This window comes from Streptomyces sp. NPDC007901, assembly GCF_042959465.1.
Lineage (GTDB): Bacteria > Actinomycetota > Actinomycetes > Streptomycetales > Streptomycetaceae > Streptomyces.
The window spans coordinates 478146-492278 of record NZ_JBIBKW010000001.1 but is presented as its reverse complement, the minus strand read 5'-3'; the positions used below and the strand labels follow the sequence as shown (position 1 = coordinate 492278).

Genomic DNA, 14133 nt, shown 5'->3' with positions numbered 1-14133 from the left:
CAAAAGGCGTGAAGACGTGCCGTGTACGGCGATCGGGAGTGGGCTCAGCCGGCGAACCAGCGCACCGGCCTCGGCGCGAGGTTCTGGTAGACGTGCTTGGTCTCGCGGTACTCGGCGAGCCCGGCGGGACCCAGCTCGCGGCCGGTCCCGCTCTTCCCGAAGCCGCCCCACTCCGCCTGCGGGAGGTAGGGGTGGAAGTCGTTGATCCAGACCGTGCCGTGCCGCAGCCGGCCGGCCACCCGGCGGGCGCGTCCCGCGTCGGCGCTCCAGACCGCGCCCGCGAGGCCGTACTCGGTGTCGTTGGCGAGGGCGACCGCCTCGTCCTCGGTGCGGAAGGTCTCGACAGTGAGGACCGGCCCGAAGACCTCCTCCCGGACGACCCTCATCTCCCGGTGGCACTGGTCGAGGACGGTCGGCTCGTAGAAGTAGCCGGTGGCGGGCCGGTCGGCGGAGGGGTCCGGGCGCCTGCCTCCGGCGCGCAGCACCGCGCCCTCCGCCAGCGCCGACGCGACGTACGCCTCGACCTTGGCGCGCTGCTGCTCGGAGACCAGCGGACCGCACTCGACGCCGTCCGCCGTGCCCCGGCCGAGGCGGATCCGCGCCGCCCTGCGGGCCAGTTCGGCTACGAACCGCTCCCGGAGCGGCTCCTCGACGATCAGCCGGGCGCCGGCCGAGCAGACCTGGCCGCTGTGGATGAACGCGGCGTTCAGGGCCTGGTCGACGGCGGTGTCGAAGCCCTCGGGGGTGGCGCAGGCGTCGGCGAAGACGACGTTGGGGTTCTTGCCGCCGAGTTCGAGGGCGACCTTCTTGACGGTGGGCGCGGCGGCCTGGGCGACCTTGACCCCGCTGACCAGGCCGCCGGTGAAGGAGACCAGGTCGACGTCGGGGTGTTCGGCGAGCCGGGCGCCCACGGTGTGCCCGGGGCCGGTGACGAGGTTCGCGACCCCGGCGGGCAGCCCGGCCTCCGCCAGCAGCTCGATCAGCGCGATCGTCGTCAGCGGGGTGATCTCGCTCGGCTTGACCACGAAGGTGTTGCCGGCCGCGAGCGCCGGCGCGATCTTCCAGCTCGCCTGGAGCAGTGGGTAGTTCCAGGGCGTGATGAGCGCGCACACGCCGACCGGCTCCTGTACGACGACACTGTGGACGTCGGCCGAGCCCGCGTCGACCACACGGCCCGCGCCCTCCGCCGCCACCAGGTCGGCGAAGTAGCGGAAGGCGTCGGCGACGCAGTCGATGTCGACGCGGCCCTCCTCGACGGTCTTGCCCGCGTCCCGGCTCTCCAGGAGACCCAGCTCTTCGCGGTCGCGTACGAGCAGGTCGGCCAGTCGGCGGAGCAGGGCAGCGCGCTCGGCGACGGGTGTGCGGGGCCAGTCACCGGTGTCGAAGGCACGCCGGGCGGCGGCCACCGCCGTCTCGGCGTCCTTCTCGTCGCCCTCGGCGACCACGGCGAAGGGCAGGCCGTCCGCGGGGTCGATGATCTCGCGCGTCGCGCCGGAGGCGGCGTCCAGCCACTCTCCTCCGGCATGGATGGTCGCTCGTGCCGCTCTGTCCGCCATGATCGGTATTGCCTTCCGTTCCTGTTCGGTGCCCCTGTGTGACCTTGAGGTCACACTCGGGGACCGTCACCGCCTGCCCTCGGTCTCGGATTGCATGCGCAATCGATGGCCGAAAGTGCGCTGCATCACTGAACAGTCGGTCAAAGCAGGACAAAAGGCGTAAGGAAGGTCGTCACGGCGTCGGGGCGCTCGGAGGCTCGGCGGGCGTGGCGTGCCGGGGGCGGCTCTTGGTCGAGATCTGGCCGACGAGCTCCCAGAAGCACACCAGGGCGGTGACCGGCGGAATCCCGAAGATCACTAACGAGATCAGCGCATGCGCGGAGTGACTGACACACAGCACCACCGCCATCACGGAGGCCGCCAGCACCACACACCAGGACCGCCGCGCGCTCCGGCGCTGGACGGTGGCCCGAATGACGGAGAGCGCCGCCACGAACCACGGCCCGTACACCGTCAGCGGCCAGTACTGCGCCAGCCCCGGCGGCAGGATCGACGAGGCGATCCCGCGCAGCTGCCCGTACGAGTAGCAGACGGACCAGCCGAGCATGGACACCGCGCACAGCGAGACCGCCGCGATCAGCAGCGTGATGTGGGTGACGCGCCGGCCGCCGTCGAGCAGGTGGGAGTCGTGGCGGACCCGGCGGCGGTTGCTCCTGCGCGGGGCCGGCACGTCCAGCAGGGTGGTGGCCGCGGTCACTCCGGTCGGTGCGGACAGTATCTGGGCCAGCTCCTCGACGGGATCCCAGTCACTCGGCGTGACATCCGGCTCGGGGGCTCCCCAGGCGTGGTCGTAGAGGCCCGGGTGCTCATAGAGGCCGCCATGGTCGTACCGGGCGGTGTGGTCGTAGAGACCAGTGGGGTCGTAGAGACCGGTGTCATGCTGAATCCCGTCCATCGGTAAAACCTCCGCAGCCCGCCTCAGAACGCCCTGTACAGATCCGCCAGCGTCCGTCGATATTCATTTTCCATCACGTTGATTCTCTTCAGGAAATCATCGAGCAGGTCCGAGCATGAGGTGATATCCATACTTCCGGACCAGCGGAGCACGGTCGTCGGGTGATCTTCCGTCGGGTGCCAGTCCAATCGCGTCACGGTCACCTAACGACGGCCACACGGGTAAGGATTTGGGGCGTTCGGGGGAATTCAGGTCACCCACACGAGAAGCTATTGAATACCCGGCGGGCACAATTGACGAAATTGTGAATATGCGGGCGGTTACATTCCGTGAATATCGAAATTAAAGGAATGACGATGTGACCGCGCTCAGTCGACGGCGGGATCGTCGTCACACTGCGTGTCCGGCGGGCAGAACCAGTCCACCGCGGTCGTGACCTGGGCCAGCTCGTCGTCGCGGCCGTCGGCGTCGGGGCCGTAGGAGGCGACGGCGTAGATCCTGCCGTCCTGCGCGACGAACCGCTCGTCGATCACGTGCCAGGTGCCGACGTCCGGCTCGCGGTCGATCCGGTCGGCCAGGTACTCCAGCCGGGAGCCGGTGAACGGGCCGTCGTCGAGGCGGGTCAGGCCGAGCTCCTGGAACCCGTCCGGCTTGGGGGTCCCGTCGGAGAGGTAGAGCTCGAAGGACGCCTCCGGGGACTCCTCCGCGACCTGGTAGACCTGCAGCCGGTGCTCGCGGTCGGGGCTGCGGTAACTGACCACGGCCATGCCGAACTGGGACCGCACGGCGGAACGCGACCAGCCCTCGGGGACGGCGATCCGGAACCCCTCGGTGTCCGCACGCAACTCGTACCCGGCAGGGGGCGCGGAGGCCGACGGCGATCCACTGTCCGTGGGCTGCGCGGAGGAACTCGCACCGGAGCCCGAACCGGCACTGGAACCTGGGCTGGACCCGGAGCTGGAGCTCGGGCTGACGGTGGCGGCGGCCCTCGCGGGCTTGTCCCCGTCTCCCCCATCACCGACCACCAGCGTCAGCACCAGACTCACGGCCACACCCACAACAGCGGCCCCCACCACACCGGACCACAGCAGCCGCCGCCCGGCCCACCAACCGGCCCCCACCGCCCGAGCCGGCTCACCGGGCGGCGGGGGCCAGCCCGGTCCCATGGACGCCACCCCGGCCGACCGGCCTACCGGCACTCCCCCGGCCGGAGGCGTCGGCACCGACTGCCCGCCACCCGCCGCCCAGCCACTCCCCGCATCCGCCCACCACTCCCGCCCCGCACCGGAACCCGACGCGGGCACGGAGGGCGACGCGGGGGCAGGGGCCGATCCGGGCACGGAGGCCGCCCCGGGAGCAAGGGCCGACGGTGGAACCGACGCCGGAGCGGGAGGCCAAGGCACCGGCGCCCCCGAAGCCGACGCCGGACCCGGATCCGAAGCCGGACCTGAGGCCGGCGCCGAAGCCGACGGCAAAGTCACGCCCGGAGCCGCAGCCACACCCCCTGCCGGAGTCACACCCGGCGCCGCGGCCGCGCCCGGAGCCGTTGCCGAAGCCACGGCCGGCGGCGGAGTCGCGGCCTGCGTCGGTCGCGGAGTCGCGTCCCACGTCGGCGGCGGAGTCGGGCTCGGTGGCGGTGTCGGCCAGTCCCCCGGGCCCGTCGGAGGCTGTGGGGAGGAGGGGGTCGGTGGGGTGGGGTGGGTGGTGGTCTCCCAGCGCTGGGTGTCCTCGTTCCAGTGGTGCGGTCCCCCGTTGGTCATGGTCTCCCTCTCACATGCCCAGCAGGCCGGCCAGCGCGCCCGCCGAGGCGAGGACGCTCAGCAGGGACTGGGAGTCGGTGAGGAGTTCGCGCAGGCGTTGCCGGCGGGTGGGTCCCGCCTGGCCGGTGCTGGTGATCTCGTCCTCGGTCTCGGCGAGCGCCGTGCCCAGCGCCGCCGTCTGCTCGGTGCCCCGCACCCGCGCCAGGTCGGCGCGCAACTCCCGTACGGCGGCGAGGAGTTCCTCGTCGGCCTGCGAGCCGGAGGCACCGTGGTGGTGGCTCTCGGCGTGCGCGTGGCTGCCGATGGCGAACGTGCTCCCGGAGACGTTCCCCAAGGTGACCTGCGGCTCGTCACTTGCCATTGCTGTCGGACCCCTTCTGCTGCGAGACGCTGGTGGCGGAGGCGTGGGTACCGATCGCGAAGGTGGAGCCCTCGACCCGGCCGATGCTCACGTCGTTGCTGACGTTGACGATCTTCTGGACGAACTCGCCGGTCTCGTAACCGGCTTCGGCGAGCGCGGCCCGCACGCCGTTCCCCACCCGGTCCTGGACGCTGCGCAGATAGCGGGCGACGTCCATCTCCTGGAAGTGCGAGCCGACCTCCACCGAGCCCAGCTCGCGCACGGACAGCGCGGGCCCCTCCGGCAGCGCGCCCGCGTGGCCGCCGGTCAGCAGCCGCCACAGGTACACCGCGCCCCGGCCGAGCTGCGCCAGCGAACGGCCCACGGAGCCGGGGACCAGGACGATCGCGACGGCCGCCTTGCCGGCCCAGTTGTTGTTCCGGTAGCGGTGGGCGGTGCGGTCGGCCTCCTTGAAGTCCGCCCGGACCGGCGTCAGTACGTGCGGCGCGATCTCCAGCACGAGCATCCGGCCCTGGGTGTGGATCCGGACGAACACCGTGACGACGACCTCCTCCTCCCAGCCGCCGACGCGGATGCGCAGGAAGTGCCGGCGCTTCTCGGCGCCCTCCTCGACCGCCCGCGCCCGGTGCTCCTCGAAGGCCTGCGGGGTGTACGGCGCCTGGTCGCGGGCGGGCAGTCCCTCGGCCGGCAGGAACACGCACTCGTCGATCTCCAGCTGGCGCAGCCGGTCCCGGACGCCGGGTCCGGCGTACTCGGCGGGGACGCGCAGCTGTTCCAGCAGCGGGCGGACCTTCTCCAGGATCGCCCGGTTGCCGATCGGCTGCTGCTCCTTCTTCAGCTCGTCGCGCTTGAGCTCGACGGCGAGCACCCAGGTGCTGTACGCGGCCCCGGCCCCGCAGAACGGATCCGCCTCGTTGTACATGATCAGCGGAGCGTGCTGTTCGATCCGGATGCGCTGCTTGAGCCGCTGGAAGCGCGGGTTGTCGACCTTCTCGGCGGGGTCGTTCGCCGCGTCCGGGAAGCGCTGCGGGGAGAGTTCGGCGGCCAGCGCCCGGCTGAACTGGGTGCGCTGGGCGTGCCCGCACAGGGCGATGCCGGCCAGCACCGCGAGCGCGAACCAGGCGTGCCAGGGCTTCGCCAGGCCGCCGACGTCGCCGAGGCCCGGGGCCAGCAGATCGCCGGCACCGGTCGAGCCGGAGTAGCCGGAGCCGTAGGAGGAGCTGTACGGGTCGTAGGACGAGCCGTCGTCCGAGCCGCCGCCGAACGCGAGGACCAGGGTGAGGACCAGGGCAGCCGTGAAGAACACCCGGCCCCACCAGCGGACCAGGAAGGCGCCGATCATCCGGTACATCGGCGGAAGGACGGTGAACCCCCGGATCCAGGGGGCGACGGCGAGCGCGATGCTGGGCAGCAGGAAGAAGGCGAGCAGCCAGCCGCTGAGCGGCAGCCCGACCAGCCACAGCCCGACGATCGCGGCGGCCCAGAGCAGCTCCTGGCGGCGGGCGCGCAGGGCGTGGGCGAGGACCCGGGCCGCGTCGAAGCCCAGCGAGGGCGCCGCGATCCGCTGTTCGTTGAGCTGGAGTTCCTCGATGACCCGGTCCCGGTAACCGGAGTCCAGATAGGTACCCGCGCACAGCAGCCGGGTCGCCTCGCTGGCCCACGGCGGGGTGGGCGGTTGCGCGGGCGGCGCCCCGGCGGGCACCCCCGGCTGTGGCTGTTGCGGCACGTAAGCAGTGCTCACGCCATCCCCCGATGCGTGTGAAGTGCGTTGTTGGACGTCGAGTTGACAAACCATCAGCATAGGGGGACGGCCGTGACCGGCGATACGGAATTCACCGAAGACGCCGCTGGTCAGAAGTCGGCCGGCGGGTCCTCCCCCACGCGCCCGTCGATCGACTCCCGGATCAGGTCGGCCTGCCCGACGTGCCGGGCGTACTCCTCGATCATGTCGGTCAGCAGCCGGCGCAGGCTGGGCCGCGCACCGCTGCGGGACGTGTACGCGATCAGGAGTCCGGCGTCCCCGTCGGCCTCGGCGGCCAGGCGCCGTATGTTCGCCCGGGACCGGGCCACCGCCGCCTCCCACAGCCCGTACAGCTCCCCCGCGCTGTCGGCGGCGGCCGACTTCCACTCCCAGTCCGGCTCGGCGTCCCAGTCCACCGCGTCCCACGGCGCGGGGAGTTGCTCCCCGGTCAGCCGCACCGTGAAGTACTGGTCCTCCACCAGGGCGAGGTGCTTCAACAGCCCGCCGAGGGTGAGGGCGGAGGGGGCCAGCCGCCGGCCGAGCGCCGCCGCGTCCAGTCCCTCGCTCTTCCAGGCGAAGGTGCGCCGCTGCCGCTCCAGGGAGCCGATCAGGGTGTCGAGTTCACTGCCGGCGACGGGCGGTTCCCACCACACGGCGGACCGGGTGTCATCAGTCATGCCCCGAAGGCTACGACCCGCCACTGACAACGCCCTCCTCCCCGACCCTCAACTCCCGTCGCCCAGCAGCAGCTCCCGGACGCAGCGCCGCAGCCAGGCGTGCGCCGGGTCGGCGTCGTGGCGCGGGTGCCAGGCCAGGCCGAGGGGGAGCGGCGGGAGGTCGAGCGGCACCTCGAAGGTGACCAGGCCGAGCGCGGTGGCCAGCGGCACGCTCCAGGAACTGATCAGGCCGATCAGGTCGGAGTCGCGGAGCACGAAGAGGGAGGCGGGGAAGGTGCCGACGCTGCCCACCACCCGTCGTTCCAGGCCGAGTCCGGCCAGGGCGTCGTCCACCGGGCCGCGTAGCTTGCCGCGCCGCGAGACGGTCAGGTGACCGCCCGCGGTCGCGAACCGCTCGGGCGTCAACGCGCCTTCCAGGAGCGGGTGTCCGGCCCGTGCGACTCCGCGCATGAGGTCGTCCTGGAGGTGCTCCACATGCACCTCGGGCGCGGAGGTGTCGATCACCCCGATCTCCAGGTCGGCGGTGCCCTGCCGCAGGAACGGCGCGTCGACGTGGCTCTCGGCGAGGAAGCGGACGCGGATGCCGGGCGCCTCCTCGGCGGCCCGCGCGAACAGCGGGGCGCCCAGCGGGGCGGCGATCGCGTCGTGGCCGATGATCGTGAACGTCCGGGAGACGGTCCGCAGATCGGTGTCCCGGCCCGGTGCGAACAGGGCCCGCGCCCGCTCCACCACCGCGCTCACCTCGGCGCGCACGGCCAGCGCGTGCGGGGTCGGCACCATCCCGCGCCCGGCCCGCACCAGCGCCGGATCGCCGAGCGCCTTGCGGATCCGGCCGAGGGTGCGGCTCATGGCCGGTTCGGACAGATGCAGCCGCCGGGCGGCCCCCTGCACGCTCTACTCCTCCATCAGCACGTCCAGCGCGACCAGCAGGTTCAGGTCGAGGCTGCCGGAGGGCCCGGTGGATTGCGTCATGCGCAGGCATCCCTTGCAAAGGTTGCACTGGAAAGCAGGTCAGGGTCGAGCCTACGGTGCCAGGGCATCCCCGACCATCCACCAGCTCCCGGGAGGAGCCGTGCCCACGCACGCCCTGAACCGCCTGACCCTGCTCGTCCTGTGCGCCTGCGTGCTGGTCGCGCAGAGCATGGTCGCCGCCATCAACCTCCTGATACCCCAACTGGCTTCGTCCGCCCTGCATCCCTCGCACAGCGAGATCCTGTGGACCGTCGACGCCTACGTCATCGCCTTCGCCGGTCTGCTCATCCCGGCCGGCGCGCTCGGCGACCGGTACGGACGTAAGGGCGCGCTGCTCGCGGGCCTCGCCCTGTTCGCGGCGGGCGCGGCCACCAGCGCGCTCGCCCCGGACCCGGCCGTCCTGATCGCGGGCCGGGGCCTGTCCGGCGCCGGAGCCGCGCTGATCACCCCGGCCACCATGTCGATCCTGATCCAGCTCTCCGCCCCCGAGCGGCGCGCCCGCGCCCTGGCCTCCTGGACCCTGGCGCTCGGCCTGGGCGGCGCGGCGGGCAACATCGGCGGCGGTCTGGTCGGCCAGTTCCTGTCCTGGCGGGCCCTGTTCGCGGTGATGGTCCCGCTCGCGGCGCTGCTCGCACTGGCGGTCGCCGTCGCCACCCCGCGCACCGAACGCTCCGCGCACAGCGAGCTCGACCCGCTCGGCACCCTGCTCCTCACGGCGGGCCTGGTGGCGGTTCTCTTCGGCATCATCGAGGGCCCGACGTACGGCTGGACGTCGGCCGCCATCCTGGGCTCCTTCGCGGCGGGCAGCGCGCTGATCGCCCTCTTCACCGGCCACGCCCTGTGCTCGCCCCGCCCCCTCTTCGACCCGCGGGTCTTCGGCTCCGCCCGGCTGCGCTCGGCGTCCCTCGGCACGGCGGCCGGCCACGCACTATCGCGTCCAAGAAGGAACGCGTACTATCGCGTTCCACCGGCGCCTGAGCAACTCCCTCCACCGTACGGCCCGTCGAGGAGCCCCCATGCCCGCACTGCTGACCCCCGTCCTCGACCTGCTGACCCTACGCGGCACCGTCACCGAGGCCGAACAGATCACCGCCCGGATGCGCCGCCTGCGCGTCGACGGCGACCAGCTCGCCGGCCTCGACGTCCGGCCGGGCCAGCAGGTCCGGGTCCTGGTGACCGGGCTGACCCTCCGTACGTACTCCGTCTGGCACTACGACCCGTCCGGTGTCGTCGAGTTGTGCGTGCTGGACCACTCCGAGGACGGACCGGGCGCCCGGTGGGGCCGCACCGTCGGGACGGGCGAGCAGGTCCGGCTGCGCAGGCCCGAGGGCAGCTTCACGCTCCGCCCCGAGGCCGCCCACCATGTCTTCGTCGGCGACGAGACGGCCTCGGCCGCCTTCGGCGCGATGCTGGCGGCCCTGCCCGAGGAGGCCGCGGTCTCCGGCTGCGTGGAGACGGCGACGGCCGCGGACCGCCTCCCCCTCGCCCACGCGGAGCGCCTCGACTGGGTGCTCCGCGGCGAGACCTCCCTGCCGGAGGCGGTACGACGGCTCGCCCCCGAACCCGGCGGGATCGCGTATGTCGCCGGGGAGGCCCGGGATGTGCAGGCCGTACGGAAGGTGCTGGTCCAGGAGGCGGGGTGGGACCGTCGGGCGGTGCTCACCAAGCCGTTCTGGACGCCGGGGAAGAAGGGGATGGAATGACGCTCAGGAGCACCCGGCGTCCGTCGGGCAGAAGGAGTCGACCGCGGTGGTCAACGGGCCCCGCACCAGAGCTGCCGCCAGGCTCTCGGGGCCGCTGGAGCGGATCGCGTACAGCGTGCCGTCGGCGGCCCTGAAGCGATGGTCGATGACCTGGCGGGCGCCCCGGTCCGTGTCGTCGTAGCGATACGACAGCTCGGCCCAGGTGTCGCCCGAGGCGCGGTCCTCGGCTCGGTAGCCGGGCTGCTTCGCGTACCCGTACCCCGGGTCGTTCTCGGCGAGGTCGAGGGACTCGGCCGGGGTGGCCTCCGAGAGCGCGAAGATCTGCAACTGCCGTCCGTCTGACGGGGAGTCGTAGTACACCACCGGCGCCTTCTCGCCCTGCTTCTGCCGCCGGGTCCAGCCCTGGGGGACGTCGAGGGTGTAGCCGACGGGGTCGTGCGCGACGCGGTAGCCGGAGGGGGTGGAGGAAACGGCGGGGGTGGGCGTCGGCGGGGGCTCGGCGGACGAGGAGGACGAGGAGGACGAGGAGGACGAGGGTGACGAAGTCGCCTTCGGTGCCGAGGACTTCACACGGACACTCACGGACGGGCCGGCCCCGGCGCCGGTGCCGGTGCCCTTGCCGTGGTCCCGGCCGAGATACCAGACCCCCGCTCCGGCGCCCACGGCGACCAGCACGAAGGCGAGTACGGCGGCGGCCGTACGACCACCGGTCCGGCGGCGGCCCGGGACGTGCCCGGCCGGCGGAGGCGTCGGCGGAAGGCGGAGGCCCGGCGAGGTGGGGGCCGATGACCAGGGCGGCGGGGTGTAGGCACGGGGTTGCTCCGGCGCCGCCCGCGGCGACGAGAACCCGGCCGGGAGCGGCGGCAGCGCGGCGGGCTCGGTCGGCGTCGGTGACCACGCCGGCCGCCCGCTCTCCGCGCCCGGGTCACGCCCGGCGCCGTACCCCTCATGACCACCGCCGGAGAGCTCCGGACGCTCCGGCGGTCTCGGCCACTCGGGGTTTCCCGCCCCCTGCGGCGCCGACGCCCCGTTCCGGAACCCCCGACGCTCCGGCCCCTCCGGCCCGCGCCGGTCCGCCTCGGGCCGGTCCGCCGCCTCCGTCCGCTTCGAGAAATCCACCCGGCCCCGGTCCCGCGGCCCCGGCGCCTCCCGACGCCCCGCCGCCTCCGGTTCTCCCGGAACCACCGTGGCCTCCCCGCGCCCTTGGCCCTCCGGCCCTCCCGGGACCTCCAAGCGTCCTTGGTCCTCCGGGCCTTCCCCGCCGTCCCGGTCGCTCCAGCCGTTCCGGTCGCTCCAGCCGTTCTCGCTGTTCTCGTCGTTCCAGCCGTCCCAGTCGCCGCGTCCGCTCATCGCGAACCCCCCGATCCACCGCACCGTATGGCTCTTTCGACGGTAGCGGCGGAAACGGGAACGGGCCCCGTTCCGGACGAAACCGGATCGGGGCCCGTGGGGTGCGGGGTGGCTCAGATGAGGCCGAGGGCGCGGACCGCGTCGCGCTCCTCCGCCAGCTCCTGCACCGAGGCGTCGATGCGGGCGCGGGAGAAGTCGCTGATCTCCAGGCCCTGGACGATCTCGTACTGGCCGCCCTTGGTGGTGACCGGGAAGGAGGAGATCAGGCCCTCCGGGACGCCGTAGGAGCCGTCCGAGGGGATGCCCATGGAGGTCCAGTCGCCGTCGGCGGTGCCGTTGACCCAGGTGTGGACGTGGTCGATGGCGGCGTTCGCGGCGGAGGCCGCGGAGGAGGCGCCGCGGGCCTCGATGATGGCCGCGCCGCGCTTGGCGACGGTCGGGATGAACTCCTCGGCCAGCCACTTCTCGTCGTTGACGACCTCGGCGGCGTTCTTGCCGGCGACGGTCGCGTGGAAGATGTCGGGGTACTGGGTGGCGGAGTGGTTGCCCCAGATGGTCAGGCGCTTGATGTCGGCGACCGTGGAGCCCGTCTTCTTCGCGAGCTGGGTCAGCGCGCGGTTGTGGTCGAGGCGGGTCATCGCGGTGAAGCGCTCGGCCGGTACGTCCGGGGCGGCGGCCTGGGCGATCAGCGCGTTGGTGTTGGCCGGGTTGCCGACGACCAGGACCTTGATGTCGTCCGCGGCGTGGTCGTTGATGGCCTTGCCCTGGGGCTTGAAGATGCCGCCGTTGGCCTCCAGGAGGTCACCGCGCTCCATGCCCTTGGTGCGGGGGCGGGCGCCGACCAGGAGGGCGACGTTGGCGCCGTCGAACGCGACGTTCGGGTCGTCGCTGATGTCGATGCCCTGGAGGAGGGGGAAGGCGCAGTCGTCGAGCTCCATGGCGGTGCCCTCGGCGGCCTTGAGCGCGGGGGTGATCTCCAGGAGGCGGAGCCGGACCGGCACGTCCGCGCCGAGCAGCTGGCCGGAGGCGATGCGGAAGAGCAGGGCGTAACCGATCTGGCCGGCCGCGCCGGTGACGGTGACGTTCACGGGAGTGCGGGTCATGGCGTTCTCCGTATGACAGCTGGCGGTGGGCGTCCTTGCCCTGGGTGCCCTGGGGTGCGGACGTACAAATGATCGATCTCTTGGCATCAAGAGATCCACCGGTCAGGCTATCGCGCATTCCGGATGCCGGACGTGGAGGGGTGGGTGTGGCTCACCCCACAAACGCGCCCCACGACAAGGGGCGGCCGCCCGTCCGGGAGAGGTGAGACGAGGCGGCCGCCACTCGGGGGTGCCGGTATCCGGACTCCCGTGGGGGGATACGTTTCGCGTGCCCAGGAAACGGGACGGCATTCCCCGGACACCGCGACTTTCTCGTCCCTACGTCGTGCAGCCCGTCTGTCCCGAGGCCAGCGTCGCGCAGGCCTTCGCCTCCGCCGCGTCCTTGACCGCCACCATCGGCGTGTAGGCGATCGTGTCGCCGACGGCCGTGATGCCGCCGCGTTCCGTGGTGGTGCCGGCGGTGACCCGGACCGCGTCGCCCCGGGCGGCGCCGGTGATCCGGCCCCAGGCGGCACCGCAGGTCCTGCTGTAGCGGACCTCCAGGGTGGTCGCGCCGACCGTGACGGTCTTCGCGGTGGTCACGAGGTCGCCGCTGCACCCCATGGCCTCCGCGTCCTTGCCGGTGCAGCGGGCGCCCGCGCACTTCACCCCGGCCGGCAGGTCGCTGCTGACGCTGGTGGCGGGGGTGGAGGGGGTGGCCGAGACGCCGTTGCCCTGGTTCTTCTTCCCGCCGCCGTCGCCGCCGGTGAGGAAGAAGACCGCGGCGATGACCACGGCCACTCCGACGACCCCCGCGAGGAACATGGTGAGCCGTCGCCTGCCGCCGCCGGGCGCGGCGGGCGGCGGGGGCGCGGCCGGTCCCCGGGAGCCCGTCCCCTCCCGGCGGTTGGCGTCGGGCGCGGTCGGCTGCGGCGGGATGGTGGGCGAGACGCCCGCGGGCCCGGCGATCCCCGGTGTCGCCACGGCGCTGCCCGCCCGGCGCGGCGCCTTGCCGCCCGCGGGGGCGGTGGCGGCCGGCGGCGCCCCGAACTCGCCCAGCGCGGCCCGCGCCTGGGAGATCCGGATCGCCTCCATGGTCATGTCGTGACGCTGTTCCGAACGGCTCCAGGCCCGTTCGGCCAGCTCCCACATGGTCGTCAGATGGACGGGATCGGTGCCGGTGACCTCGGCGAGCGCCACGATCGCGCCCTTGGGTGCCAGCAGGCGGCCGCCCAGGTACCGCTCCCAGGACGTCCTGCTGTAGCCCGTGCGGTCGGACAGTGCCGCGACGCTCAGCCCGCTGCGGTCCACGAGCCGCCGCAGCTGGGTCGCGAACTCCTTCACCTGCGGATCGAGTTCATCCGGCAGGGCTTTCCAACGAGGCATTGCTTCCCCCCTCTTTCCCCCGGTTCGGTGCCGTGTGTTCCCCCGCGTTTCCCCTTGCGCGTGGTGCCCCCGCGCGGGTCCCCGTCTGGCTACCCACCGGGATGCGGCGACCCCGGAACCCAGTCCCCGGACAGGGGGCGCACTGGAGCATTGACCCGCCGCCGTGCACCGTCGCACGCCGACCGCGGTGCGGTCCAACGGGCCCTCAGCTCGTCCCGATTGGACACGTTAGCCCGCTTGTGGGTCGGCTTCGTGACATATCCGCGAACTTGTCAACACATCGACACACCGGTCATCGAGCCGTGACCTCGCAGGTCACAGGGTGCACCCCTCACCCCAGAAGCACGGCTCCGACGACCGTCACCAGGAGCAGCACGAGCAGCAGCAGGACCGCGGAGAGCAGCAGGCGGCCGTGCGGTTGGGGGCGGTTCTTCCTCTGGGCGGTCCCCCCAGGAAAGGGTGGGACCGTCCTCGGACTCCTCGGCCGACCGCCCGGAGGCGGCTGCACGGCGTTGAGTTGACGCCCTCTCCCACGCGAACGCGGGAAATTCCGGTCCGTACCGCTTCGCGGTACCACCGCGGGTTCCTGCTTCACAGGCCCTTGCCGGTCTCCAGGGAGATCGGTCTTACACGGGCCTCCACAGGCGTCA

Annotated in this window: 11 protein-coding genes and 1 pseudogene; 2 read left to right on the top strand and 10 right to left on the bottom strand. The window is 72.7% G+C overall.

The window, feature by feature from the left end:
* Positions 1–44 precede the first annotated feature (44 nt).
* The 7 genes from ACFZDK_RS02450 to ACFZDK_RS02420 all read right to left on the bottom strand — a co-directional run bounded on the left by ACFZDK_RS02450 (position 45) and on the right by ACFZDK_RS02420 (position 7881).
* Complete coding sequence (locus ACFZDK_RS02450; RefSeq protein ID WP_390968957.1) at positions 45–1556, bottom strand: aldehyde dehydrogenase family protein; 1512 nt, start codon at positions 1554–1556, stop codon at positions 45–47.
* A 172-nt stretch (positions 1557–1728) separates the two neighbouring features.
* Complete coding sequence (locus ACFZDK_RS02445; RefSeq protein WP_390968955.1) at positions 1729–2451, bottom strand: DUF2637 domain-containing protein; 723 nt, start codon at positions 2449–2451, stop codon at positions 1729–1731.
* Between the two features lie 368 nt (positions 2452–2819).
* Complete coding sequence (locus tag ACFZDK_RS02440) at positions 2820–3497, bottom strand: hypothetical protein (RefSeq protein WP_390968953.1); 678 nt, start codon at positions 3495–3497, stop codon at positions 2820–2822.
* Positions 3498–4221: 724 nt separating this feature from the next.
* The gene (locus tag ACFZDK_RS02435) at positions 4222–4572 is read right to left on the bottom strand and encodes a hypothetical protein (protein ID WP_390968951.1); all 351 of its coding nucleotides are present in this window, start codon (positions 4570–4572) and stop codon (positions 4222–4224) included.
* Positions 4562–6313: a hypothetical protein gene (locus ACFZDK_RS02430; protein ID WP_390968949.1), complete on the bottom strand. Its 1752-nt coding sequence runs from the start codon at positions 6311–6313 to the stop codon at positions 4562–4564. The genes ACFZDK_RS02435 and ACFZDK_RS02430 overlap by 11 nt, the downstream gene beginning before the upstream one ends.
* A 110-nt stretch (positions 6314–6423) precedes the next feature.
* Entirely contained in the window at positions 6424–6990 is a 567-nt protein-coding gene (locus ACFZDK_RS02425) for a DUF664 domain-containing protein (RefSeq protein WP_390968947.1), read from the bottom strand.
* Positions 6991–7038: 48 nt separating this feature from the next.
* The gene (locus tag ACFZDK_RS02420) at positions 7039–7881 is read right to left on the bottom strand and encodes a LysR substrate-binding domain-containing protein (RefSeq protein ID WP_390968945.1); all 843 of its coding nucleotides are present in this window, start codon (positions 7879–7881) and stop codon (positions 7039–7041) included.
* 181 nt (positions 7882–8062) lie between these two features.
* Between ACFZDK_RS02420 and ACFZDK_RS02415 the strand changes: the two are divergent.
* Both ACFZDK_RS02415 and ACFZDK_RS02410 read left to right on the top strand, forming a co-directional pair.
* Positions 8063–8884 (top strand): annotated as a pseudogene (locus ACFZDK_RS02415) (MFS transporter); the annotation flags it as partial.
* A gap of 94 nt (positions 8885–8978) precedes the next feature.
* Positions 8979–9665 carry an SIP domain-containing protein gene (locus ACFZDK_RS02410; protein WP_390968943.1) on the top strand — a complete coding sequence of 229 codons (687 nt, stop codon included), beginning with the start codon at positions 8979–8981 and terminating at the stop codon, positions 9663–9665.
* 3 nt (positions 9666–9668) lie between these two features.
* On the opposite strand, the gene ACFZDK_RS02405 is transcribed toward ACFZDK_RS02410, so the two are convergent.
* From ACFZDK_RS02405 to ACFZDK_RS02395, 3 genes are all read right to left on the bottom strand, one after another.
* Positions 9669–11015: a hypothetical protein gene (locus ACFZDK_RS02405; protein ID WP_390968941.1), complete on the bottom strand. Its 1347-nt coding sequence runs from the start codon at positions 11013–11015 to the stop codon at positions 9669–9671.
* Positions 11016–11128: 113 nt separating this feature from the next.
* On the bottom strand, positions 11129–12118 hold the full coding sequence (locus ACFZDK_RS02400) for a malate dehydrogenase (RefSeq protein WP_390968939.1): 990 nt from the start codon (positions 12116–12118) through the stop codon (positions 11129–11131).
* Positions 12119–12436: 318 nt separating this feature from the next.
* Positions 12437–13483, bottom strand: coding sequence for a helix-turn-helix domain-containing protein (locus ACFZDK_RS02395; protein WP_390968937.1), 1047 nt, complete (start codon positions 13481–13483; stop codon positions 12437–12439).
* Positions 13484–14133: the final 650 nt, after the last annotated feature.

Bases quoted from the DNA above. Each gene is read 5' to 3' on its own strand.
- ACFZDK_RS02395 (WP_390968937.1), bottom strand. From the start codon at position 13,483: ATGCCTCGTTGGAAAGCCCTGCCGGATGAACTCGATCCGCAGGTGAAG.
- ACFZDK_RS02405 (WP_390968941.1), bottom strand. From the start codon at position 11,015: ATGAGCGGACGCGGCGACTGGGACGGCTGGAACGACGAGAACAGCGAG.
- ACFZDK_RS02435 (WP_390968951.1), bottom strand. From the start codon at position 4,572: ATGGCAAGTGACGAGCCGCAGGTCACCTTGGGGAACGTCTCCGGGAGC.
- ACFZDK_RS02425 (WP_390968947.1), bottom strand. From the start codon at position 6,990: ATGACTGATGACACCCGGTCCGCCGTGTGGTGGGAACCGCCCGTCGCC.
- ACFZDK_RS02410 (WP_390968943.1), top strand. From the start codon at position 8,979: ATGCCCGCACTGCTGACCCCCGTCCTCGACCTGCTGACCCTACGCGGC.
- ACFZDK_RS02400 (WP_390968939.1), bottom strand. From the start codon at position 12,118: ATGACCCGCACTCCCGTGAACGTCACCGTCACCGGCGCGGCCGGCCAG.
- ACFZDK_RS02445 (WP_390968955.1), bottom strand. From the start codon at position 2,451: ATGGACGGGATTCAGCATGACACCGGTCTCTACGACCCCACTGGTCTC.
- ACFZDK_RS02450 (WP_390968957.1), bottom strand. From the start codon at position 1,556: ATGGCGGACAGAGCGGCACGAGCGACCATCCATGCCGGAGGAGAGTGG.